The sequence below is a fragment of the Streptococcus infantis genome (genome assembly GCF_964243025.1).
Classification (GTDB): Bacteria; Bacillota; Bacilli; order Lactobacillales; family Streptococcaceae; genus Streptococcus; species Streptococcus infantis_N.
Genome location: NZ_CAXTDJ010000001.1, coordinates 371534 through 393271, shown reverse-complemented (window position 1 = coordinate 393271; position 21738 = coordinate 371534). Strand labels below are relative to the sequence as shown.

At 37.1% G+C, this 21738-nt stretch carries 23 protein-coding genes; 18 read left to right on the top strand and 5 right to left on the bottom strand.

Annotation, left to right across the window (positions count from 1 at the left end; all coding sequences use genetic code 11):
* Positions 1–322: 322 nt before the first annotated feature.
* The 5 genes from ACESNQ_RS01895 to ACESNQ_RS01875 all read left to right on the top strand — a co-directional run bounded on the left by ACESNQ_RS01895 (position 323) and on the right by ACESNQ_RS01875 (position 4598).
* Positions 323–1309, top strand: coding sequence for an ABC transporter ATP-binding protein (locus ACESNQ_RS01895; protein WP_003010129.1), 987 nt, complete (start codon positions 323–325; stop codon positions 1307–1309).
* Positions 1306–2100: an ABC transporter permease gene (locus tag ACESNQ_RS01890; protein ID WP_373074577.1), complete on the top strand. Its 795-nt coding sequence runs from the start codon at positions 1306–1308 to the stop codon at positions 2098–2100. Before ACESNQ_RS01895 ends, ACESNQ_RS01890 begins: the two co-directional genes overlap by 4 nt.
* 1 nt (position 2101) lies before the next feature.
* Positions 2102–2887, top strand: coding sequence for an ABC transporter permease (locus ACESNQ_RS01885; RefSeq protein WP_003013947.1), 786 nt, complete (start codon positions 2102–2104; stop codon positions 2885–2887).
* 309 nt (positions 2888–3196) lie between these two features.
* Positions 3197–4069, top strand: coding sequence for a hypothetical protein (locus tag ACESNQ_RS01880; RefSeq protein ID WP_254724106.1), 873 nt, complete (start codon positions 3197–3199; stop codon positions 4067–4069).
* Positions 4070–4118: 49 nt separating this feature from the next.
* The gene (locus ACESNQ_RS01875; RefSeq protein WP_373074574.1) at positions 4119–4598 is read left to right on the top strand and encodes a hypothetical protein; all 480 of its coding nucleotides are present in this window, start codon (positions 4119–4121) and stop codon (positions 4596–4598) included.
* 68 nt (positions 4599–4666) lie between these two features.
* Here ACESNQ_RS01875 and yidA read toward each other — a convergent pair whose 3' ends face one another.
* Complete coding sequence (gene yidA / locus ACESNQ_RS01870) at positions 4667–5473, bottom strand: sugar-phosphatase (RefSeq protein WP_373074572.1); 807 nt, start codon at positions 5471–5473, stop codon at positions 4667–4669.
* 12 nt (positions 5474–5485) lie between these two features.
* Positions 5486–6790, bottom strand: a complete 1305-nt coding sequence (locus tag ACESNQ_RS01865) for an HD domain-containing protein (RefSeq protein WP_371499572.1) — start codon at positions 6788–6790, stop codon at positions 5486–5488.
* Between the two features lie 72 nt (positions 6791–6862).
* Here ACESNQ_RS01865 and ACESNQ_RS01860 point away from each other — a divergent pair, with 72 nt between their 5' ends.
* Positions 6863–7240, top strand: coding sequence for a YwiB family protein (locus ACESNQ_RS01860; RefSeq protein WP_371499570.1), 378 nt, complete (start codon positions 6863–6865; stop codon positions 7238–7240).
* Between the two features lie 179 nt (positions 7241–7419).
* On the opposite strand, the gene ACESNQ_RS01855 is transcribed toward ACESNQ_RS01860, so the two are convergent.
* Together ACESNQ_RS01855 and ACESNQ_RS01850 are read right to left on the bottom strand one after the other, a co-directional pair.
* Positions 7420–8502 (bottom strand): DEAD/DEAH box helicase, encoded by a 1083-nt coding sequence (locus ACESNQ_RS01855; protein ID WP_373074569.1) that lies wholly within the window; start codon positions 8500–8502, stop codon positions 7420–7422.
* Positions 8499–9476, bottom strand: coding sequence for a Gfo/Idh/MocA family protein (locus ACESNQ_RS01850; RefSeq protein ID WP_373074567.1), 978 nt, complete (start codon positions 9474–9476; stop codon positions 8499–8501). The genes ACESNQ_RS01855 and ACESNQ_RS01850 overlap by 4 nt, the downstream gene beginning before the upstream one ends.
* A 146-nt stretch (positions 9477–9622) precedes the next feature.
* Here ACESNQ_RS01850 and ACESNQ_RS01845 point away from each other — a divergent pair, with 146 nt between their 5' ends.
* The 10 genes from ACESNQ_RS01845 (at position 9623) to sdbB (ending at position 17163) form a co-directional block, all read left to right on the top strand.
* Entirely contained in the window at positions 9623–10318 is a 696-nt protein-coding gene (locus tag ACESNQ_RS01845; RefSeq protein ID WP_254724112.1) for a YoaK family protein, read from the top strand.
* A 269-nt stretch (positions 10319–10587) separates the two neighbouring features.
* On the top strand, positions 10588–10902 hold the full coding sequence (rplU, locus tag ACESNQ_RS01840) for a 50S ribosomal protein L21 (RefSeq protein WP_000109141.1): 315 nt from the start codon (positions 10588–10590) through the stop codon (positions 10900–10902).
* 15 nt (positions 10903–10917) lie between these two features.
* Positions 10918–11262 (top strand): ribosomal-processing cysteine protease Prp, encoded by a 345-nt coding sequence (locus ACESNQ_RS01835; protein WP_000613699.1) that lies wholly within the window; start codon positions 10918–10920, stop codon positions 11260–11262.
* 16 nt (positions 11263–11278) lie between these two features.
* The gene (rpmA, locus tag ACESNQ_RS01830) at positions 11279–11572 is read left to right on the top strand and encodes a 50S ribosomal protein L27 (RefSeq protein ID WP_000916509.1); all 294 of its coding nucleotides are present in this window, start codon (positions 11279–11281) and stop codon (positions 11570–11572) included.
* Between the two features lie 212 nt (positions 11573–11784).
* Entirely contained in the window at positions 11785–13044 is a 1260-nt protein-coding gene (gene murA, locus ACESNQ_RS01825) for a UDP-N-acetylglucosamine 1-carboxyvinyltransferase (protein ID WP_373074546.1), read from the top strand.
* A 17-nt stretch (positions 13045–13061) separates the two neighbouring features.
* Positions 13062–13613: a GNAT family N-acetyltransferase gene (locus ACESNQ_RS01820; RefSeq protein ID WP_036757620.1), complete on the top strand. Its 552-nt coding sequence runs from the start codon at positions 13062–13064 to the stop codon at positions 13611–13613.
* A complete protein-coding gene (spxR, locus tag ACESNQ_RS01815) occupies positions 13606–14883 on the top strand; it encodes a CBS-HotDog domain-containing transcription factor SpxR (RefSeq protein WP_036757618.1) in 1278 nt (425 codons plus the stop codon). Before ACESNQ_RS01820 ends, spxR begins: the two co-directional genes overlap by 8 nt.
* Positions 14884–14898: 15 nt before the next feature.
* Positions 14899–15759 (top strand): methionyl aminopeptidase, encoded by an 861-nt coding sequence (locus ACESNQ_RS01810; protein ID WP_036757616.1) that lies wholly within the window; start codon positions 14899–14901, stop codon positions 15757–15759.
* Positions 15760–15879: 120 nt separating this feature from the next.
* Positions 15880–16587 (top strand): thiol-disulfide oxidoreductase-associated membrane protein CcdA2, encoded by a 708-nt coding sequence (gene ccdA2, locus ACESNQ_RS01805; RefSeq protein ID WP_036757615.1) that lies wholly within the window; start codon positions 15880–15882, stop codon positions 16585–16587.
* 12 nt (positions 16588–16599) lie between these two features.
* Positions 16600–17163: a thiol-disulfide oxidoreductase-associated lipoprotein SdbB gene (sdbB, locus tag ACESNQ_RS01800; protein WP_036757613.1), complete on the top strand. Its 564-nt coding sequence runs from the start codon at positions 16600–16602 to the stop codon at positions 17161–17163.
* A 61-nt stretch (positions 17164–17224) separates the two neighbouring features.
* Here sdbB and ACESNQ_RS01795 read toward each other — a convergent pair whose 3' ends face one another.
* Entirely contained in the window at positions 17225–18211 is a 987-nt protein-coding gene (locus ACESNQ_RS01795; protein WP_006155600.1) for an L-lactate dehydrogenase, read from the bottom strand.
* Between the two features lie 195 nt (positions 18212–18406).
* On the opposite strand from ACESNQ_RS01795, the gene gyrA reads away from it, so the two are divergent.
* Positions 18407–20875 carry a DNA gyrase subunit A gene (gene gyrA / locus ACESNQ_RS01790; protein WP_373074542.1) on the top strand — a complete coding sequence of 823 codons (2469 nt, stop codon included), beginning with the start codon at positions 18407–18409 and terminating at the stop codon, positions 20873–20875.
* Positions 20875–21621 carry a class A sortase gene (locus ACESNQ_RS01785; protein ID WP_373074541.1) on the top strand — a complete coding sequence of 249 codons (747 nt, stop codon included), beginning with the start codon at positions 20875–20877 and terminating at the stop codon, positions 21619–21621. Before gyrA ends, ACESNQ_RS01785 begins: the two co-directional genes overlap by 1 nt.
* Positions 21622–21738 lie beyond the last annotated feature (117 nt).

Below are 21738 nucleotides of genomic sequence, written 5' to 3'. Positions count from 1 at the left end.
TTATATAGAAAATTGTAGATATTAGACTGACTATAAAAAATGGAGGTAATTTATGAATAGCAAGGAATGGATTATGGAATTTGAATCTTTAAATGTATGATTACTATAACCGTTATAAAATCAATAAGAAACGTTGTGGTCGGAATTTTTGATATCTTCTAAGAGTAGTCAGAGGATTATTGATTTAATAACAGAAGTACACGAAGACATATATTTAACATCTATTATTTTACCCATCCCGAAGATTTTAGCTCAATCTTTAGCATTTTGGTAAAGTATGGAAAAAGTACAAGTAAATATATTTTATCGAAAGGAGAGATATATGAGTGAAATAGTTATTAATGCTCAGAATTTATCTAAAAATTTTTATAATTTTGATTCAAGACTCCCATTTATCAAGAGATTTTTGAAACGTAATCAAATAACGATTCGAGCTGTTCAAGATATTAGTTTTACGATTAAGAGAGGGAGTATAGTTGGCTTTATTGGGAGTAATGGAGCTGGTAAATCCACAACGATTAAAATGTTGACTGGGACTCTTTATCCTAGTTCCGGAAAATTAGAAGTGAATGGAGAAATTCCATTTAAAAGAAGTATAAATTTTAGAAAAAAAATTTCAATAGTAGTAGGAAATAAATTACAGTTATTTCAAGATGTTTCGGCTATGGATTATTTTCAATTGATTGGTACTTTATATGAGGTAGAACCGGCGATTTTACAAGAACGAATTCAGGAATTAAGCAATTTGTTGAATGTAAAAGATCAGCTTTACCAGCAGGTCCGGACCCTCTCTCTTGGACAAAAAATGAAAATGGAGTTTATCGCGGCATCTTTAACAAGTCCGGAAATATTATTTTTAGACGAGCCTACTATAGGGTTAGATATACAGTCTAAAAAAGATATCAGAACATTTTTAAAGAAAATGAATGAAGAATGTCATACTACTATTATTTTAACGAGTCATGATATGGATGATATTTCGTCTGTTTGTGACGAATTAATCGTCATTGACAAAGGAAAAATTATTTTGCAGGAGTCAATGGATGTTATTTTATCTAAATTTTCTGATTTTAAATATTTAAAGATAAAAATGACATTAGATTTGGTACCAGAGTTATGCTCTGTTAAAGGAGTAGTAGTCATTTCTCAAACAAAATCGGAATGTATACTAAAAATACCTAGAGATTTTGTCTTTGAGACATTAGAATCAATCAATAAGCTTGTAGATATAGAAGATTTTGAAATATCAAATCTTTCTTTAGAAGAAATTATTTTACAAAACTATTTTACAAAAAAGGAGCACAATTGAAAAAAGAAATGTCTATTATTCTGATATCATTTCGATCTATTTTGAACTATAAATCAAGTGTACTATTGTTAATGTTACAGGCAAGTATACAAATTATGATATCAGTATTTTTATGGACGTATATATATCAGAGTAACCAGATAAATATAGCAGGATATGATTTTACCTCAATGGTTCAATACTATTTGGGGACTATAATTTTTTCATATTTTGTTTTTTATCCAGTTGATTGGGAAATCAATGACGATGTTCATTCAGGAAATTTTTTTAGCACATTAATAAAACCTGTTACTTTTTATAAGTATTATTTTTGTAAAATGCTTGGAGATAGGCTTGCTCATTTATTATTTATCATCATTCCTGTCATTTTATTCTCCAGTGTTTATTACAAGAATGAGTTATTAACCATTGAAATTCTTATTTTAGGAAGTATTGCAATTATTCTATCTATGGTTCTATGGTTTTTAATATCATGTTGTGTAGGTATGCTTTCTTTTTGGTTAGAAAATATATTTTTTGTCCTTACTGTTAAAGAAATAGTAATTCAGTTTTTATCAGGAATATTATTGCCTTTAAGTTTTTTTTCAAATAATTTTCGTCTGTTTTTAGATGTATTACCTTTTAAATACTTAGTATATGAACCGCTTCAGATGTTTAGTAATGATACATATAAATTAATAGACTATTTGAGAATTATTTGTATTCAATTGATTTGGTGCATCATTTTTTATATTATATCAAGATTCATATTGAGAAAAGGAGTGGAGCACTTCTCAAATGTGGGAGGATAAAATGTTTAGAATAAAAGTAATTTTTAGGCTACTTCATTTTGGTTTTAAATCTGATATGAATTTTCATTTTGACTTCTTTTGTGGTCTATTTTCGTCGATACTGTGGATTGGTTTACCTATTGTATTTTTTAGATTGATTTTCTTAAACATAGACTCTTTTAATGGTTGGGACTATTATCAAATTTTATTTTTGGTAGGTTCCTACACTATTGTAGATGGAGTTATGATGGGATTGTTAATTAGAAGTATGGGAATTTTAGAATCAGATATTTTGAGTGGTAACTTGGATCAAATTTTATTGAGGCCGTTTGATACTCAGTTGTTCTATATTTTTAGATCATTTAATTTAGTTCAATTCGTGAATACTTTTTTTGGTCTTGCGATCATTTTTATAAGTTATGGAAATTTAAATGTACATTTAAATTCATTAAAAATATTATTTTATATCCTTTCTTTAATGTGTGGTTGTATTATATATTATTCAATTTGGTTTCTAATAACGATTAGTTCATTTTGGTTCCCAACTAAATTTTCAAAAGTAGATGTATTTTTGAATTATATTGGAATTTCTAAGTATCCATATAATATTTTTACAGGTATTAACAGATTGATCACTATGTTATTTGTTCCCAATTTATTAATTGCCAATCCTGCAGTATTAATATTTTTAGGGAAAGATACATTGAACCTATTTTTCTATCAAATAGTTTTTACAGTTTTTTTGATTATTATCAGTCGTACAATTTTTAGAAAAGGATTGAAAAAATATGAAAGTGCAGGAAGATAAACAATGTTGTTCAGTTATATGTTTGACTAAAGGAAGTGATTCGCTGTACTTTCGGATATGAGCTTGAAGGTGGAATTGCCGGAGTGAGTTGGATAAAAAGTTAGCGAAATTTTTGACCAAAAATTGACCAAGTGAGATAGAAAAGCCCTTAGAATAGGACTTTAGGACTGATATTTATATTCCTGCAGGGGAGCGAAACTAGCCACAAAAACACTGGATAACCAGTGTTTTTTCTTTGACCAAATTTTGAACCATTCATAAGATATCCATGGTGTGGTATAATGGACATAGAATGTTTAGGAGAAAGAGATGAAAAAAGGCTTATTAATTGGCTGCTTATCCATGGTTATACTATTTGCAATATTCATAATCCTTAGTCCTATTCTTGCAATGATGGATATGTGGGGTCTATTTGCCCATGCAAGTCGGAATGAACTTGAGCAAGCTGTACATCGTTCTTATGAGAACTACGGTCTTACAGGTCAGTTTGAGTTAGAAAAATACGAAAAAAACTATACAAGTGTAGGAGGATTTGTAATCCATGGTACTTACACTGAAAATATAGATGGTAAAACCTATCAGGCTAATTCTCGATTTGAATACTATACTCGTCCTTCGGAAAACAAAAAGTATAAAAAGACGGATGCAGAAGTAGATTATGAACAAAACAAAAAAATTTATCAGGTTTTTCCAGAATTAGCCTATCTAGGAATTGAGATTAGTCCAGGTACCAGTGAGTTTTTAAAAACATTGGACACTTCAATAACAGATCCTAAAATGACTGCTTTGAAGTACGAAGGGATTGATTTTCAATTTAATAGTAAATCTGGCAACATGTATCTTTATGATAAAATATTAGAGGAAAATCAAAGAAATGGACAAGCATTACAAGGGATGTATCCCATGGATGCTCAAAAGCTTTTCCAAAAAGATATTTTTATACCAGAATTTCAATTTCGATACTACATTCCAGAAGACAAGAAGGATCAGTTATATGATGCTTATCTTAAAGACCTTGAATCGCGAATGAAGGAATTCTTTAACAATCAACCCTTACCAAGCGGTCTTTATGCTGTAAAGATTGATAAATATGAAGGGGATAAACTTGTCAATAATAGCGGTGGATATTATGTAAAGATTGAGAATCGTCAAGTTGTGGAGTTTATCAAAGATTTATACTAAAAGTTGCGTTCAACTGTTCAAAATATAAGAGAAAGATGAAATTTTTTAAATGACCCAAGAAGAATATTTGCAACTAAAAAAAGAATATAAAATTCGCTTAGTCTTAGTATTAGTTCTATTCGTATTATTTTCTATCCTAAGTATTTTGCTTATCATAAATCTCAATAGATTTATCCCGCTAGGCGCGACAGCCATGGCTACAGTTGTGCCATTTAACCATTTTTTACTCGTTCCACTTTGGGAAGAGAAAAAAGCGATTGAAGCAGAGCTTCCTGAATGGAAGGACCTTAGTACAAGCGGAGTTAGGGTCCCTTCGACAGAAGCGAGTAAACGAAACATAGCAACTGTTGGGAGCATTATTGCCTTGTTCTTATCGTTTGCTTTACTCTATAGGCCTGCTAAGGTATACCAGAAGGTGCCTACTGTCGATGAACTAAAGAACCTTCCCAAGATTGAGAACAAGGGCATTCCTAAACTGGATAATAAAAAAATCCCAAAAATAAAAAAAACTCTGAAGAGTAATCTGTAATAAAAACACCCCAGGAATTAGTTTTTTATATCTAACTTCTGGGGTGCTTTTATTATATTCTATTCAGTTTACAAGACCCAAGTACGGATAGCATGGGCTACACCAGATTTGTCATTTGTTTTGGTGATGTATTTGGCGATTTTTTTGAGTTCTGGGTTTCCGTTTTCCATAACAACGGGATTACCAACGACTGCTAGCATGGCACGGTCATTTTCTTCATCCCCAATCGCCATAGTTTCATCCTTACTTAGTCCAAGTTTCTCAGCTAAGTGAGTGATAGCAGATCCCTTGTCTACATCCTTTTTAAGGAGTTCTAGGTAAAATGGAGCAGATTTGTTGATAGAGTATCGCTCGTAAAATTCTGCTGGAATCTTTTCAATAGCAGCATCGAGAATCTCTGGTTCGTCGATAAACATACATTTGACGATTTCTTTATCAGCCATCTCTTCAGGTGTACGATAAAAAATTGGCATGCTGACGAGGGTTGATTCGTGTACGGTGTATTTTCCGATATTGCGATTGGCAGTGTAGATGCCGTCTTTGGTAATAGCATGCATATGGACTCCAAGTTTACGGCTGAGAAATTCCATATCCAGATAGTCCTCGTAAGTCAAGGATTCGCTGATAATCTCATGGCCATTAGCGGTTTCTTGAACTAGGGCACCGTTGAAGGTCACAACATAGTCACCTTCATCTCTCAACTGCAAGTCATCAAGGAGTTTGGCAACACCAGCGATGGGGCGTCCTGTTGCAATGACAACCTTGACTCCAGCTGCTTTGGCATCTTGAATAGCTGCAAAAACTTCTGGAGTAATTTCTTTTTTGCTATTAACCAGGGTACCATCAATATCGACGGCGATTAGTTTTATACTCATAAATTTCCTCTGTTAATTCTTGTCTGGATTAAAATGATCATTCTCAATCAAATGAGAAAATTGTTGAATGATATTTGTGAAAATACTGTTTTGCTTAAGCATTTCTTTAGGGAAGTAGAAGCGGTTGTCACCGTGACGGCTCCCTGCAAGAGACTGAACTATAGGAGATAAGCTAGAAAGTTCTGCCAGTTCACCATTTTTTTGAACAATCTCAATCTGTGTTCTAGGATTTTCAGACTCTGGTCGATAAATATCGTAAGGAAGGTCAAAATTCTTATGAATAGCTGTGTAGTAGTTGGGGTCAAAACCAATTTCTTCTACGAAATTTCGCATGATTTCAAGCTGGTCTTGGTCTTCCTGAGAAAAAGTAATAGATTTAAAGACCTTACGATTGATAAAACGTTGGGAAAGGTCGGCTAGAATTTTATCTGTACTAGTCATCCAGAGTTGGAAATAGGTATTCATTACCCCGTCGTCAAGTGCAAGATAGTCAGATAAGGTTACCTTCTTCTCAAAAAATGGTAGTAGATGTGGGGATGTAAGGGCAAAGAAGTCCTTATTTTCAGGATAGAGCTCCTTAGCACGTTTGAGAAGATTTTGCAGAAGGACTTCCATGGCACGTGTGGCTGGGTGGAAATAAACCTGCATGTACATCTGGTAACGACTGAGGACATAATCCTCGATGGCATGCATCCCATTACGCTGAAAGGCGATGCCATTTTCAACAGGACGAATGACACGAAGAATACGTGTCAGATCAAACTGGCCATAAAAAGCACCGGTGAAGTAGGAGTCGCGTAGGAGATAGTCCATACGGTCTGCATCAATCTGACTCGAAATGAGCTGAACCACTTGTTTGTTGGGATAAGTGTGATCGATAACGCTGGCTACTTTTTTTGGAAAGTCCGGTGCAACCTGCAAAAGAACCTGATGAATCTCTGTATCAGGGCTTTGGATAATTTCCTGGGTAATTGCCTCGTGGTCGGTGTCAAAGAGATTTTCAAAAGTATGAGAGTAGGCACCGTGTCCGAGATCATGTAGAAGAGCAGCAGTCATGGTTAGTAGTGACTCGTTAGAATCCCATTCCTCAGGATATTTCTCCTCAAAAATCTCCGTAATTTGCCTAGCAATTTCATAGACTCCTAGGCAGTGAGAAAAGCGACTATGCTCTCCACCGTGGAAAGTATAGCTAGATGTCCCAAGCTGTTTGATGCGACGGAGCCGTTGAAATTCTTTGGTATTAATCAGGTCATAAATAACCTGATTATTAACGTGGATATAGTTGTGAACTGGGTCACGAAATACTTTTTCATTCATAAGACCATTATAGCAAATTCCTTGCCTTTTTGGTAAAATAGTAGGGATAAGTGAGAAGAAAGAGGAATAGTTGTGAAGATAAGAATGAGAAATACCATCAAGTTCGATGAACAATTGGAAGTAATCGACCAACTTTATGATGTTGAATTACGGGAAAAGGGCGATTTTTCCTATCTCCTTTTTTTCAATGAAGACCAAGAAAAAGTAGTTTTGAAATTTAATGGGGAGGAACTGGTCATGTCACGTTTCTCAAATCCCAAGACCATCATGCGTTTTCTCAAGGATTCTGATAGTTTAGCCTATATTCCAACACCTATGGGTATGCAGGAGTTTGTCATCCAAACAAGCCACTATGAAGTTAGTGAAGGGAAGATTGAACTAGCCTACCAACTACAAAACAAAGAAGGAGTTCCATTTGCCGACTATCGTTTAGAAATTACTTGGGGATAAGAAAAAGAGGCTGGGACAAAAGTCCTAGCCTCTCAATTGGCTTTGGATTGTCGAGCAAGACGCAGTGGTTGAGTGGGCTCTACTACGCTGATTTCATCAGCTTTTACAGCCCTACTCAACTGTGCGGAGGTGGGACGACGAAATCGAATTCTAACGAATTACCGATTTCTGCCCCACTCTCATTTGATATACAGTTCCTGATTTTTTAAGACAATTTCACGTACACTTGCAAATTTCTTCAGTTTTTTTAGCTCTTCTGGATGTGTCACAAGAGTGATGACATAGCCTTCTTTACCCATGCGTCCTGTACGACCCGCACGGTGAGTGTAAGTTTCCTTGTCTCTAGGGACGTCAAAGTTAATCACGCATTCCAGGCTATCAATGTCGATACCACGAGCGAGAAGGTCTGTGGCAAGAAGTAGTGTCAGTTGATTATCTTTGAATTTTTCTAGAATAACTTTTCTAAATTTAATGTTGACATCGCTAGCTAGCGAAACTGCTAAAACATCACGATATTGTAATTTTTCCTCGGCGCTTCCAAGGTCAGACAAGCTATTAAAGAAGACAAGACCACGGAAATCTTCAACCTGTGCCAGTTTACGAAGCATATCTACTCTGTGACGTTGGTCTACTTGCATGTAGAAATGTTGAATATTGTCTAACTTTTGGTCTGATAGATCAATGATGCGCGTGTTAGGTGCAATCTTATCTTGGTCAAATTTGGTAGTGGCACTCATGTAAATAAGTTGATGGTCACGAGGTGCATAGTTGGTAATTTTTTCAACAAAATGAATTTGAGAATCATCAAGGAGTTGGTCGAATTCATCAAGAATGATTGTTTCCACATTCATCATCTTGATTTTTTTCAATTTGACCAGTTCAAAGATACGACCAGGTGTTCCAATCAGAATTTCTGGTCCTTTTTTTAGTCTTTCAATTTGGCGTTTCTGGCTCGAACCGGATAGAAATAGCTGAGCTGTCAATCCGATAGCCTCACCCCAGGTTTTAGTGACTTCAAAAATTTGTCCAGCAAGCTCAGTATTAGGTGCTAAAATCAATAATTGTTGGGCTTTTTTCTTTTGCAGTTTGAGAAGACTAGGTAGGAGATAGGCTAAAGTCTTCCCTGTACCAGTTGGACTGACTCCAAGTAGGTTTTCACCTTCTGTTATAGGTTCAAAAAGTTGAATTTGAATGGGAGTAAATTCTTGGAATCCCAGTTGATCAATCAATTCTTGCCATTCGGTAGGTAATTTGGTTTTCATTTTTCTGCCTCAAATCTAATGCCAGCATTCTGGCGCATGGTGTAAAGTAGGTTGTGGACGTGTGTCGCATCATCAATCCAAGATTGGTAGAGAGTCGGTTCTGCTTGTTTAATCATGTTTGCGAAAGCAGCAACTTCCTCAGTCATGGTGTGAGGAGCCTGCTGGATAGGAAGTTGAACTTCATTTCCTTGATGGTCTGTAAAAGTAGCTGATTGGACATGCTCGATTGTATTAAGTGTCAAGGTTCCATCAGTAGTATAAATCTCACAAGGAAGATTAGAAGTGATATTCTTTCCTGCTTTAATGTGTACTTGATAGTTAGGATAGTAGAGCATGCCGTCACCGTTCAAATCGATACTATTATCTAGTTTCTGAGCTTGATAGGTCGCATGAGTCGGTTTTCCAAATAAGCGAACAGCTGCATAAATAGGATAAATACCCAGATCCATAAGTGCACCACCTGCAAAAAGGTCTGAGAAAACATTAGGAGTATCGCCAGCAAGTAGGTTAGGCATCTTAGAAGAATATTTAGCGTAGTTAAAGTCTGCACCCAGAATTTGTTTGTTCGCAAGAAAGTCTTTGATTGTGGTAAAAGCATCTTCGTGGTAGTTTCTTGCTGCTTCAAAGATAAAACATTTATTATCTTTAGCTGTTTGAACTAAATCCTGCCATTCTTGTGGTTGAGTGACAGCTGGTTTTTCAAGGATAACATGTTTTCCAGAAGATAAAGCCATCTTTGCTTGGCTAAAATGCAGGGAATTCGGACTAGCAATGTATACCACATCGAATGAATCATTAAAGAAATCATTTAACTGATCAAATAGCTTAACGCCTTGATACTGTTCAACAAACTTTTCTGCTGTTTCAATTTTTCTAGAATAGACTGCACCCAGTTGAAATTTCCCGCTAGTATGAGCAACTTCTATAAAGTGGTGACTGATTGCACCAGTACCGATAATACCAATTTTTAGCATAGTTACTCCTTTTCCACAAGTAATGATTGATTTCATTATATCATAGAAAGAGCCAACTCGTTAGCTTGAGATAATTCTTTTGCTTTGATACTTCGAAATTTCTAGAAAAAATGGTACAATAGTTACAGTAAATTTAGGAGTTTAGTATGAGATTATTACCTATGAGAAAAATTTCTCGTCATTCAAAAAGATTGGCGCTTTTTTTGACTTTTTGTGCAGGCTATGTCGATGCCTATACATTTATTGTAAGAGGGAATACCTTAGTCGCTGGGCAAACTGGGAATGTGGTATTTCTATCAGTCGGAATCGTTCAGAGAAATTTGGCTGATGCTGAAATAAAGATATTGACACTTTTATCTTTCATGTTAGGCGTTTTTTTGCTTACGATTTACAAGGAAAAACTTCGCATTGTTAAAAAACCCATTCTATCACTTGTTCCATTAGCTATTTTATCATTGATAATCGGATTTGTTCCATTGAGTGTTGATAACATGTTTATTATTCCTCCTCTGGCTTTTTGTATGGGTCTGGTTACAACAGCTTTTGGAGAGGTTTCTGGAATTGCCTATAACAATGCCTTTATGACGGGAAATATCAAACGCACCATGTTAGCTTTTGGTGAATATGTCCGGACCAAGCATACAGCCTTTTTGATGGAAGGATTGATTTTTGTGAGCCTACTTGTTAGTTTCATTCTAGGAGTAGTATTTTCAGCTTACTTAACGATTATCTTCAACGAAAAAACAATTTTAGGTGTCCCTATCATGATGAGTATTTTTTATCTAAGTATGGTTTTATCTTCTTTGCGAAAAAAGTCTAATAAAAGGCTGAATTTTGAGTGAAAATACTTGTCAAAAATTTGGAATCATGCTATACTTGTAGAGTTGACTATGCACAGTCCTGTGCAACCGCACGAACATCGTTGCTCGTCGTATAACAAATTTAAACTTCGTCATTATCGCCTTGCCTAACATAAGTTATGTCTTCGGCTTAATACCTAGTTTATTCTTTGTTATACTAAGAGCTCTTCTTTTAAGTGGTTCGTCCCACGATGTTAGGCGAGTCTTCACAAAAATTCGGGGAAACCCCAAAAAATCATAGGAGGTGCATAATGAGCACATACGCAATTATCAAAACTGGCGGAAAACAAGTTAAAGTTGAAGTTGGTCAAGCAGTTTACGTTGAAAAATTGAACGTTGAAGCTGGTCAAGAAGTTACTTTTAACGAAGTTGTTCTTGTTGGTGGTGAAAACACTGTTGTCGGAACTCCACTTGTTGCTGGAGCTACTGTAGTTGGAACTGTTGAAAAACAAGGAAAACAAAAGAAAGTTGTTACTTACAAGTACAAACCTAAAAAAGGTAGCCACCGTAAACAAGGCCACCGTCAACCATACACTAAAGTTGTCATCAACGCAATCAACGCTTAATTTTAAGGAGAACACATGATACAAGCAGTCTTTGAGAGAGCCGAAGATGGCGAGCTGAGGAGTGCGGAGATTACTGGACACGCCGAGAGCGGCGAATACGGCCTAGATGTCGTGTGTGCATCGGTTTCTACGCTTGCCATTAACTTTATCAATTCCATTGAGAAATTTGCAGGCTATGAACCAATCTTAGAATTAAACGAAGATGAAGGTGGCTATCTGATGGTTGAAATTCCAAAAGATCTTCCTTCTCACCAGAGAGAAATGACACAATTATTCTTTGAATCATTTTTCTTAGGTATGGCAAACTTATCGGAGAACTCTTCTGAGTTCGTCCAAACCAGAGTTATCACAGAAAACTAACACGGAGGAAAACATTATGTTAAAAATGACTCTTAACAACTTGCAACTTTTCGCCCACAAAAAAGGTGGAGGTTCTACATCAAACGGACGCGATTCACAAGCTAAACGTCTTGGAGCTAAAGCAGCTGACGGACAAACTGTAACTGGTGGATCAATCCTTTACCGTCAACGTGGTACACACATCTATCCAGGTGTAAACGTTGGACGTGGTGGAGACGATACTTTGTTCGCTAAAGTTGAAGGCGTAGTACGTTTCGAACGTAAAGGCCGCGATAAGAAACAAGTTTCTGTTTACCCAATCGCTAAATAAGCATTAAAAAAGGCTTTCCAAGATTTTTGGAAAGCCTTTTTTTTGAATAATTTTAGTATCAGTTATTTTTTAAGTTTACTTCAAAAACTATTCTCAATCAATAAAATCTTAAGGAACTTATTTGATTTATTATGATAGATAATAAGAAAGAAATATGGTATAATAAAGGGTAGGACCTTATGAATAAATAGTGAAAGAGTACTTAAAAGATAATGAAAAAAATTGTCATTAACGGTGGACGCCCATTAAAGGGTGAGATAACCATTAGCGGAGCGAAAAATAGTGTAGTAGCTCTGATTCCAGCTATTATTTTGTCAGATGATGTAGTTATTTTGGACTGTGTTCCAGACATCTCTGACGTTTCTAGTTTGGTTGATATTATGGAAATTATGGGTGCGAGTGTTAAGCGCTATGATGACGTTTTGGAGATTGATCCTCGTGGTGTTCAAAATAAACCAATGCCGTATGGTAAAATAAACAGTCTTCGCGCATCCTATTATTTCTACGGTAGTCTTCTTGGACGTTTCGGTGAAGCAACAGTAGGTTTACCTGGTGGATGTGACTTGGGACCTCGTCCGATTGACTTGCATTTAAAAGCCTTCGAAGCCATGGGAGCTAAGACAACCTATGAGGGAGACAATATGAATCTCTCAACAAACGGCTCTAGATTACAAGGCGCTCATATTTATATGGATACTGTTAGTGTTGGAGCAACTATTAACACAATGCTTGCAGCGGTAAAAGCCCAAGGACGTACAGTCATTGAAAACGCAGCTAGAGAGCCTGAAATCATTGATGTAGCTACTTTGTTAAATAATATGGGAGCTCATATTCGTGGTGCAGGTACAGATATGATTACTATCGATGGTGTTGAAACCCTTCATGGAACTCGCCATCAGGTAATTCCTGACCGTATTGAAGCAGGGACTTATATTGCAATGGCTGCTGCTGTGGGACAAGGAATTCGTATTAACAATGTACTTTATGAACACTTAGAAGGTTTTATTGCAAAACTTGAAGAGATGGGTGTTCATATGACGGTTTCTGAAGACAGTATCTACGTTGAAGAACAAACAAATCTTAAGGCTGTTAATATCAAAACAGCTCCATATCCAGGATTTGCTACAGACCTTCAACAACCGATTACTCCTCTTTTGTTGAAAGCTGAAGGACGAGGAACATTAATCGATACTATTTATGAAAAACGTGTCAATCATGTCTTCGAATTAGCCAAAATGAATGCAGATATTTCTACAACGAATGACCATATTTTCTACAAGGGTGGCAATCCTTTACACGGTGCAAGTGTAAGAGCCACTGACTTACGTGCAGGAGCAGCCTTGGTTATTGCCGGATTAATGGCTGAAGGTAGAACAGAAATTACTAGTGTAGAGTTCATTTTAAGAGGCTACTCAAATATTATTGAAAAATTACGTAACCTTGGAGCAGATATTGAGCTAATCGAAGATTAGCCATTTTGAGGAACACAATGAATATCTGGACAAAATTAGCAATGTATTCTTTCTATGAGACGGAACGTTTGTATTTCCGTCCATTCTTTTTTACGGATGTAGATGACTTTCATGCTCTAGCATCAGACCCTGAAAATCTCCAATTTATTTTTCCTACGCAAGCCAGCATTGAGGAAAGTCAATATGCTCTTGCTAACTACTTTATGAAATCACCCTTGGGAATTTGGGCGATTTGTGATAAGAAAGCACAGAAGATGATTGGAGCCATCAAGTTTGAAAAGCTGGATGAAATCCGTAAAGAAGCAGAAATTGGCTATTTTTTAAGGAAAGACTATTGGTCTCAGGGATATATGACGGAAGCAGTTACCAAATTATGCGACTTGTCTATGGATCAGTTTGAATTAAAGCAACTTTCTATTGTGACGCATTTAGAAAATAGTGCTAGTCAAAAGGTTGCACAAAAATCAGGCTTCGTTCTATATCGTCGTTTCAAGGGTAGTGATCGATATACTCGTAAGATGCGGGATTATCTAGAATTTCGCTATACAAAAGGAGAGCTAAATGAGTAAACACCAAGAAATTTTAGCTTATTTAGAAGAATTACCAGTCGGAAAACGGGTCAGTGTTCGAAGTATTTCAAATAGGCTGGGAGTGAGTGATGGTACAGCTTATCGTGCTATCAAAGAAGCTGAAAATAGAGGATTGGTTGAAACACGTCCTCGAAGTGGAACTGTCCGTGTCAAGTCAAAAAAAGTTGCTATTGAGAGATTAACCTTTGCAGAAATTGCAGAAGTCACTGGTTCGGAAGTTTTAGCTGGCCAAGCTGGTTTGGAGAGAGAATTCAGTAAATTCTCCATTGGAGCCATGACAGAAAAGAATATTCTTTCTTATCTTCATGATGGCGGTCTACTTATTGTCGGTGACAGAACACGAATCCAATTATTGGCACTTGAAAATGAAAATGCTGTCTTGGTAACAGGTGGATTTGAAGTTCATAAAGATGTTTTGGATGCTGCTAATAAGAAAAATATCCCAGTGTTACGCAGCAAACATGACACATTTACCATTGCAACCATGATTAACCGAGCTTTGTCAAATGTACAAATAAAGACAGATATTTTAACGGTTGAAAAAATCTATCGCACTTGTCATGAATATGGTTTTTTACAAGAAACGGATACTGTAAAAGATTATTTAGATTTAGTTCGTAAGAATAGAAGTAGTCGATTCCCTGTTATCAATCAGCATAAGGTTGTTGTGGGTGTCGTGACCATGCGTGATGCTGGAGATAAATCACCAGGGACTACCATTGATAAGGTCATGACAAGAACTGTCTACATGACCGGTTTAGCCACAAATATTGCTAACGTGAGCCAGAGAATGATTGCAGAAGATTTTGAAATGGTACCTGTTGTACGGAGCAATCAAACCTTGCTTGGTGTCATTACTAGACGTGATGTCATGGAAAAAATGAGTCGTTCTCAGGTCTCAACTTTACCAACCTTTTCAGAACAGATTGGACAGAAGTTGTCTTATCATCATGATGAAGTTGTTATTACAGTCGAACCCTTTATGTTAGAAAAAAATGGTGTTTTGGCTAATGGTGTTCTTTCAGAAATCTTGACTCATATGACACAAGACTTGGTCGTTAATAGCGGGCGTAACCTCATCATTGAACAAATGTTGATTTACTTCTTACAGGCTGTTCAGATTGATGATGTTCTACGTATTCAAGCTAGAATTATTCATCATACGAGACGATCGGCTATTATTGATTATGACATTTATCTCAATCATCAAATTGTATCAAAAGCAAATGTAACTGTAAAAATTAATTAGAATCTAGGAGTAAACATGATTACATTAAAATCAGCTAGAGAAATCGAAGCTATGGATAAGGCTGGTGATTTTCTTGCAAGTATCCACATTGGCTTGCGTGATATCATCAAGCCAGGTGTTGATATGTGGGAAGTAGAAGAGTATGTTCGCCGTCGTTGTAAAGAAGAAAATTTCCTTCCACTACAGATTGGTGTTGATGGGGCAATGATGGACTATCCATATGCAACCTGCTGTTCGCTCAATGACGAAGTAGCACACGCCTTCCCTCGTCATTATATCCTCAAAGAGGGTGACCTTCTCAAGGTTGATATGGTTCTTGGTGGGCCAATCGCGAAGTCTGACCTCAATGTTTCTAAACTCAATTTTAACAACGTTGAGCAGATGAAAAAATATACTCAAAACTTTACGGGTGGTTTGGCTGATTCTTGTTGGGCATACGCAGTTGGTAAACCATCAAAAGAAGTTAAAAACTTGATGGACGTGACCAAGGAAGCTATGTATAAGGGTATCGAACAAGCTGTTGTTGGCAACCGAATTGGTGATATTGGTGCAGCGATTCAAGAATATGCTGAAAGTCGTGGATACGGTGTTGTCCGTGATCTTGTAGGACACGGTGTTGGCCCAACCATGCATGAAGAGCCAATGGTTCCTAACTATGGTGTAGCTGGTCGTGGTCTCCGTCTTCGTGAAGGTATGGTTTTGACAATCGAACCTATGATCAATACAGGTGATTGGGAAATCGATACAGACATGAAGACAGGTTGGGCGCACAAAACTATCGACGGTGGTCTATCATGTCAGTATGAACACCAGTTTGTTATTACAAAGGATGGACCTGTAATCTTGACAAGTCAAGGTGAAGAAGGAACTTATTAATAAAAAAAGGGGAGCTGAGCTCCTTTTTGTTTTCTCTAAAATAATAGCGTAGCAAAGTTAAGACTTATAATGTTATTTGTAGTAAAATATAAAGTGAAAATTTTGAAAGAAGGTTTTTAATTGGAAAGTATTATATTTTTTATCTCTGTATTTTTAGCTGGGGTTTTATCGTTTTTCTCACCCTGCATCTTTCCCTTGTTACCAGTCTATGCAGGTGTTTTGTTAGATGATCAAGAGCAGTCAAAGACATTTCGGTTTTTAGGTAAAGATGTTGCATGGTCAGGATTAATTCGGACATTCTGTTTTATCGCAGGTATCTCTCTAATTTTCTTTATTCTAGGGTTTGGAGCTGGATTTCTCGGGAACTTACTCTATGCTGATTGGTTTCGTTATGTTATGGGTGGTATTATTATTATACTAGGCTTACATCAGATGGAAATCCTTCATTTACGAAAATTAGAGTTCCAAAAAACAGTAAGATTTGATCAAAAACAGTCTAGTAAATATCTATCAGCCTTTCTATTAGGTATTAGCTTCAGCTTTGGTTGGACTCCATGTATTGGTCCAGTTTTAAGTTCAATTTTAGCATTAGCTGCCTCAGGAGGAAATGGAGCTCTTCAAGGGGCCTTATTAACCCTAGTTTATACTCTTGGAATGGCGCTTCCATTTTTAGTATTGGCCTTGGCATCAGGACTCATCATGCCTTATTTTAGTAAAATTAAATCTCACCTGCTCTTACTGAAAAGAATTGGTGGTTTACTAATTATTCTCATGGGAATTTTATTAATGTTGGGACAGTTAAATGTCTTATCTGGAATATTAGGATAAAAGGAGTTATCTATGAAAAAAACAATCTATTTTGGACTTAGTTTCTTATCTATCTTTCTTTTGATTGCTTGTGGCAAGGAAGAGAAGGAATCAAGTCAAGAAAATCAAAAGACTCAAACACAACAACAAGCAACGGTTAAGCAAATAGCTGTAGGAGCAGAAGCGCCTGATTTTACGCTACAATCGATGGATGGAAAAGAAGTCAAACTATCTGATTTTAAAGGTAAAAAAGTTTATCTAAAATTCTGGGCTTCTTGGTGTGGGCCTTGCCGTAAAAGTATGCCAGAATTAATGGAACTCGCTGCTAAGAAAGATCGTGATTTCGAAATTTTATCGGTGATTGCGCCAGGCCTTCAAGGTGAAAAAACTGTTGAGCAATTTCCAAAATGGTTTGAGGAACAAGGCTATAAAGACATCCCCGTTTTATATGATACAAAAGGAGCTGTTTTTCAAGCCTATCAAATTCGAAGTATTCCAACAGAAATTTTGATTGATTCACAAGGAAAAATTGGAAAAATTCAGCTTGGAGCGATTAGTAATGCAGATGCAGAAGCAGCGTTTGCACAAATGGATTAATGTTATAAAAAAATGTCTAGACTGTTTTGTCTAGACATTCTTTTTTTAAAATTTAATTGAATTAGTTTTTAGAAGCAGCTTGGAATTCTGGGTTTTTCCATGCCTCATCAATAATTTCTTGCAATTCACGAGCAGAAAGTTGCATTTTCTGAGTTTCAGCGTCGTTCAATGGGATGTTAACTGGGCGAACGATACCGTGCGCACCAACGATAGCTGGTTGACCGATAAAGACGTTTTCAACTCCGTATTGTCCTTCTTGGAAGACTGAAAGTGGAAGAACCGCATTTTCATCATCAAGGATAGCTTTTGTAATACGAGCTAGGGCAACCGCGATACCGTAGTAAGTAGCACCTTTTTTGTTGATGATTGAGTAAGCAGCGTCACGAACTGAGATGAAGAGTTCAACAAGGTCTGCATCATTCAAGTCACGGTTAGCTTGCAACCATTGTTCCAATTTAACACCAGCAACGTTAGCGTGTGACCAAACAGCAAACTCAGAATCACCGTGTTCACCCATGATGTAGGCGTGAACTGAACGTGCATCAACACCGATAGTTTCAGCAAGTGCTTGACGGAAACGAGCTGAGTCAAGTGAAGTACCTGAACCGATAACACGTTCTTTAGGGAAACCTGAGAATTTCCAAGTTGAGTAAGTTAAAATGTCAACTGGGTTAGCAGCAACAAGGAAGATACCGTCAAATCCAGATGCAACAACTTGTTCAACGATTGATTTGTTGATAGCAAGGTTTTTACCAACAAGATCAAGACGAGTTTCACCTGGTTTTTGTGGAGCACCAGCAGTGATAACTACAAGGTCTGCATCCGCACAGTCTTCGTACTTAGCTGCATAGATTTTTTTAGGTGAAGTAAAAGCTAGCGCGTGGCTAAGGTCTTCAGCATCACCAACTGCTTTTTCAAACAATTGAGGAATTTCAATGATACCAAGTTCTTGTGCAATTCCTTGTGTTACGAGGGCAAAAGCGTAAGATGAACCTACGGCACCGTCACCGACGAGGATAACTTTTTTGTGTTGTTTAGTTGCTGTCATTTGTCTAAACATCTCCTTTATTTTATTAAGGGGGAAGCCCCATTTGATTTCATTCTATCACTTTTGCTAAGCTTTGTCACGGATATACCTTCGGGATAAATATGTAAACGTTTTACGCGTGTTGTTAGACTGTAAAATAGTCCAAACTATGGTATAATATATCTAGTTACTAATAGTGAAATGAGGCATTTGTTAATGCAAGATAAAAATTTAGTGAATGTCAATCTGACCAAGGAGATGAAGACTAGCTTTATCGACTACGCCATGAGTGTAATCGTATCGCGTGCTCTCCCTGATGTTCGTGATGGGTTGAAACCTGTTCATCGTCGTATTTTGTACGGAATGAACGAATTAGGAGTTACGCCTGATAAACCTCATAAGAAATCTGCCCGTATTACAGGGGACGTAATGGGTAAATACCACCCACACGGGGACTCATCTATCTATGAAGCTATGGTTCGTATGGCACAGTGGTGGAGCTACCGTTACATGCTTGTAGATGGACACGGTAACTTTGGTTCTATGGACGGTGATGGTGCTGCCGCGCAACGTTATACCGAAGCACGTATGAGCAAGATTGCTCTTGAAATGCTTCGCGATATCAATAAAAATACCGTTGATTTTGTTGATAACTATGATGCCAATGAACGAGAACCTGTTGTTTTACCAGCTCGTTTCCCAAATCTTTTGGTCAATGGTGCCACAGGTATTGCCGTTGGTATGGCGACCAATATCCCACCTCATAATTTGGGTGAAACTATTGATGCTGTTAAACTCGTCATGGATAATCCTGAAGTTACAACCAAAGATTTGATGGAAGTTTTGCCTGGTCCAGACTTCCCAACTGGTGCCCTAGTTATGGGTAAATCAGGTATTCACAAGGCGTATGAGACTGGTAAGGGATCTATTGTTCTTCGTTCTCGTACGGAAATTGAAGAAACTAAAACAGGTCGAGAACGTATCGTTGTTACAGAATTCCCATATATGGTCAACAAAACCAAAGTTCATGAGCATATTGTGCGCTTAGTTCAGGAAAAACGTATCGATGGAATTACAGCTGTTCGTGATGAATCTAACCGTGAAGGTGTTCGCTTTGTTATTGAAGTTAGACGCGACGCATCAGCTAATGTTATTTTGAACAACTTATTCAAGATGACTCAGATGCAGACTAGCTTTGGTTTTAACATGCTTGCTATCCAAAATGGTGTTCCAAAGATTTTATCGCTTCGCCAAATCTTAGATGCATACATTGAGCACCAAAAAGAAGTTGTGACTCGTCGCACTCAATTTGATAAAGAAAAAGCTGAGGCACGCGCGCATATCTTGGAAGGTTTGCTAATTGCTCTGGATCATATTGATGAAGTCATTCGTATCATCCGTGCCAGCGAAACTGACCAAGAGGCTCAAGCGGAATTGATGAGCAAGTTCAAGCTATCTGAACGTCAAAGCCAAGCAATCCTAGACATGCGTCTCCGTCGTTTGACTGGCTTGGAGCGTGATAAGATTCAATCTGAGTATGATGACCTCATTGCTTTGATTGCCGACTTAGCAGATATTCTTGCAAAACCAGAACGTGTGGCTCAAATCATCAAGGAAGAATTGGATGAAGTCAAACGCAAGTATGAAGATAAACGCCGTACTGAGTTAATGGTCGGTGAAGTCTTGACCCTCGAAGATGAAGACTTGATTGAAGAGTCTGATGTTCTTATCACTCTATCAAATAAAGGTTATATTAAACGTTTGGACCAAGACGAGTTTACTGCCCAAAAACGTGGTGGACGTGGCGTACAGGGAACAGGAGTCAAGGACGATGACTTTGTCCGTGAGTTGGTTTCTACCAGCACCCATGATCACTTGCTCTTCTTTACCAACAAAGGTCGTGTCTATCGTTTGAAAGGTTATGAAATCCCAGAATATGGTCGTACAGCCAAGGGATTGCCTGTAGTTAACCTCTTGAAACTGGATGAGGGAGAAAGCATCCAAACTATCATTAATGTCGAATCAGAACGTAGTGATGATGCATACATCTTCTTTACGACTCGAGCAGGTATTGTTAAGAGAACTAGCGTTAAAGAATTTGCCAACATTCGTCAAAATGGTCTAAAAGCCTTGAATTTGAAAGATGAGGACGAATTGATTAATGTTCTTCTTACTCAAGAAGATACTGATATCATTATCGGTACTAAGTTAGGCTATGCAGTTCGTTTCAACCAGTCATCCGTTCGTAGCATGAGTCGTAGTGCAACTGGTGTTAAAGGAGTAAATCTTCGTGAAGGCGATTCTGTAGTTGGAGCTAGAGTAATCACTGACCAAGATGAGGTCCTCATTATCACCGAAAAAGGATACGGTAAGCGTACAGTTGCCACTGAATATCCAACTAAAGGTCGTGCTGGTAAAGGTATGAAGACCGCTAATATTACTGATAAAAACGGTCAACTTGCAGGCCTTCTAACAGTAAAAGGTGACGAAGATTTGATGGTTATCACAGATACAGGTGTCATGATTCGTACAAATGTTGCCAATATTTCTCAAACTGGACGTTCAACCATGGGAGTTAAGGTTATGCGTTTAGATGAGAACGCTAAGATTGTAACCTTTACAACAGTTGCGGCAGCTGAGAAAGAAGAAGTTGGGGCAGAAAACGAAACAGAAAGTGAAGAATAATGTCTCAAAAAAGAACTAAGAGTAAAAAAAATAAACGTAAGAATCTGCTGATTAATATTTTGGCAACCTTTCTAATCCTTTTGTCTCTAGCTTTGATTTTTAACTCAAAGATTCGTAATATCTTTATGGTTTGGAATACTAACAAGTATCAAGTTAGTCAAGTCTCTAAAGAGAAGCTTGAAGAGAACAATGGTGCAGAAGGAAATTTTGATTTTAATTCCGTGAAAGCTATTTCTTCGGAGGCTGTTTTATCATCTCAATGGGATGCACAACAGTTGCCTGTTATAGGTGGAATTGCAGTTCCTGAAGTAGAAATCAACCTGCCAATCTTTAAAGGTTTGGACAATGTAAACTTGTTCTACGGAGCAGGAACCATGAAACCAAATCAAAAAATGGGTGAAGGAAATTATTCTCTAGCTAGTCACCATATCTTTACAGCTGAGAATGCTAGCCAAATGCTATTTTCTCCTTTGGTTAATGCCAAAGAAGGTATGAAGATTTATCTGACTGATAAGGATAAAGTTTATACCTACGAAATTCGGGAAGTGAAACACGTAACCCCAGATCGAGTTGATGAAATTGATGATCGTGAAGGTATCAATGAAATTACCTTGGTGACTTGTGTAGACTATGATGCAACCGAACGGATTATCGTAAAGGGAGATTTAAAAGAAATCAAATCTTATTCAGACACTCCGTCAGATGTCTTGGCAGCATTTAATAAACCGTATAAACAACGATATTAATTTGTAAATTTTTAGAAAAAGGTTCGCTAATGATAGCGAGCTTTTTTCTTGTCAATTTCAGAAAATAGATAAGGTAAAGACTTTTCAATTTTTCTAAAAAGTAGTATAATGTTTCTA

What these genes read in the sequence shown, in the direction of transcription:
- sdbB (WP_036757613.1), top strand. Translation starts at nt 16,600, where the DNA reads ATGAAAAAAACAATCTATTTTGGACTTAGTTTCTTATCTATCTTTCTT.
- ACESNQ_RS01835 (WP_000613699.1), top strand. Translation starts at nt 10,918, where the DNA reads ATGATACAAGCAGTCTTTGAGAGAGCCGAAGATGGCGAGCTGAGGAGT.
- ACESNQ_RS01820 (WP_036757620.1), top strand. Translation starts at nt 13,062, where the DNA reads ATGAATATCTGGACAAAATTAGCAATGTATTCTTTCTATGAGACGGAA.
- ACESNQ_RS01795 (WP_006155600.1), bottom strand. Translation starts at nt 18,211, where the DNA reads ATGACAGCAACTAAACAACACAAAAAAGTTATCCTCGTCGGTGACGGT.
- ACESNQ_RS01810 (WP_036757616.1), top strand. Translation starts at nt 14,899, where the DNA reads ATGATTACATTAAAATCAGCTAGAGAAATCGAAGCTATGGATAAGGCT.
- ACESNQ_RS01785 (WP_373074541.1), top strand. Translation starts at nt 20,875, where the DNA reads ATGTCTCAAAAAAGAACTAAGAGTAAAAAAAATAAACGTAAGAATCTG.
- yidA (WP_373074572.1), bottom strand. Translation starts at nt 5,473, where the DNA reads ATGAGTATAAAACTAATCGCCGTCGATATTGATGGTACCCTGGTTAAT.
- ACESNQ_RS01850 (WP_373074567.1), bottom strand. Translation starts at nt 9,476, where the DNA reads ATGCTAAAAATTGGTATTATCGGTACTGGTGCAATCAGTCACCACTTT.
- ACESNQ_RS01880 (WP_254724106.1), top strand. Translation starts at nt 3,197, where the DNA reads ATGAAAAAAGGCTTATTAATTGGCTGCTTATCCATGGTTATACTATTT.
- rplU (WP_000109141.1), top strand. Translation starts at nt 10,588, where the DNA reads ATGAGCACATACGCAATTATCAAAACTGGCGGAAAACAAGTTAAAGTT.
- ACESNQ_RS01875 (WP_373074574.1), top strand. Translation starts at nt 4,119, where the DNA reads ATGACCCAAGAAGAATATTTGCAACTAAAAAAAGAATATAAAATTCGC.
- ACESNQ_RS01855 (WP_373074569.1), bottom strand. Translation starts at nt 8,502, where the DNA reads ATGAAAACCAAATTACCTACCGAATGGCAAGAATTGATTGATCAACTG.
- ACESNQ_RS01845 (WP_254724112.1), top strand. Translation starts at nt 9,623, where the DNA reads ATGAGATTATTACCTATGAGAAAAATTTCTCGTCATTCAAAAAGATTG.
- ACESNQ_RS01865 (WP_371499572.1), bottom strand. Translation starts at nt 6,790, where the DNA reads ATGAATGAAAAAGTATTTCGTGACCCAGTTCACAACTATATCCACGTT.
- ACESNQ_RS01895 (WP_003010129.1), top strand. Translation starts at nt 323, where the DNA reads ATGAGTGAAATAGTTATTAATGCTCAGAATTTATCTAAAAATTTTTAT.
- murA (WP_373074546.1), top strand. Translation starts at nt 11,785, where the DNA reads ATGAAAAAAATTGTCATTAACGGTGGACGCCCATTAAAGGGTGAGATA.
- ACESNQ_RS01885 (WP_003013947.1), top strand. Translation starts at nt 2,102, where the DNA reads ATGTTTAGAATAAAAGTAATTTTTAGGCTACTTCATTTTGGTTTTAAA.
- spxR (WP_036757618.1), top strand. Translation starts at nt 13,606, where the DNA reads ATGAGTAAACACCAAGAAATTTTAGCTTATTTAGAAGAATTACCAGTC.
- rpmA (WP_000916509.1), top strand. Translation starts at nt 11,279, where the DNA reads ATGTTAAAAATGACTCTTAACAACTTGCAACTTTTCGCCCACAAAAAA.
- gyrA (WP_373074542.1), top strand. Translation starts at nt 18,407, where the DNA reads ATGCAAGATAAAAATTTAGTGAATGTCAATCTGACCAAGGAGATGAAG.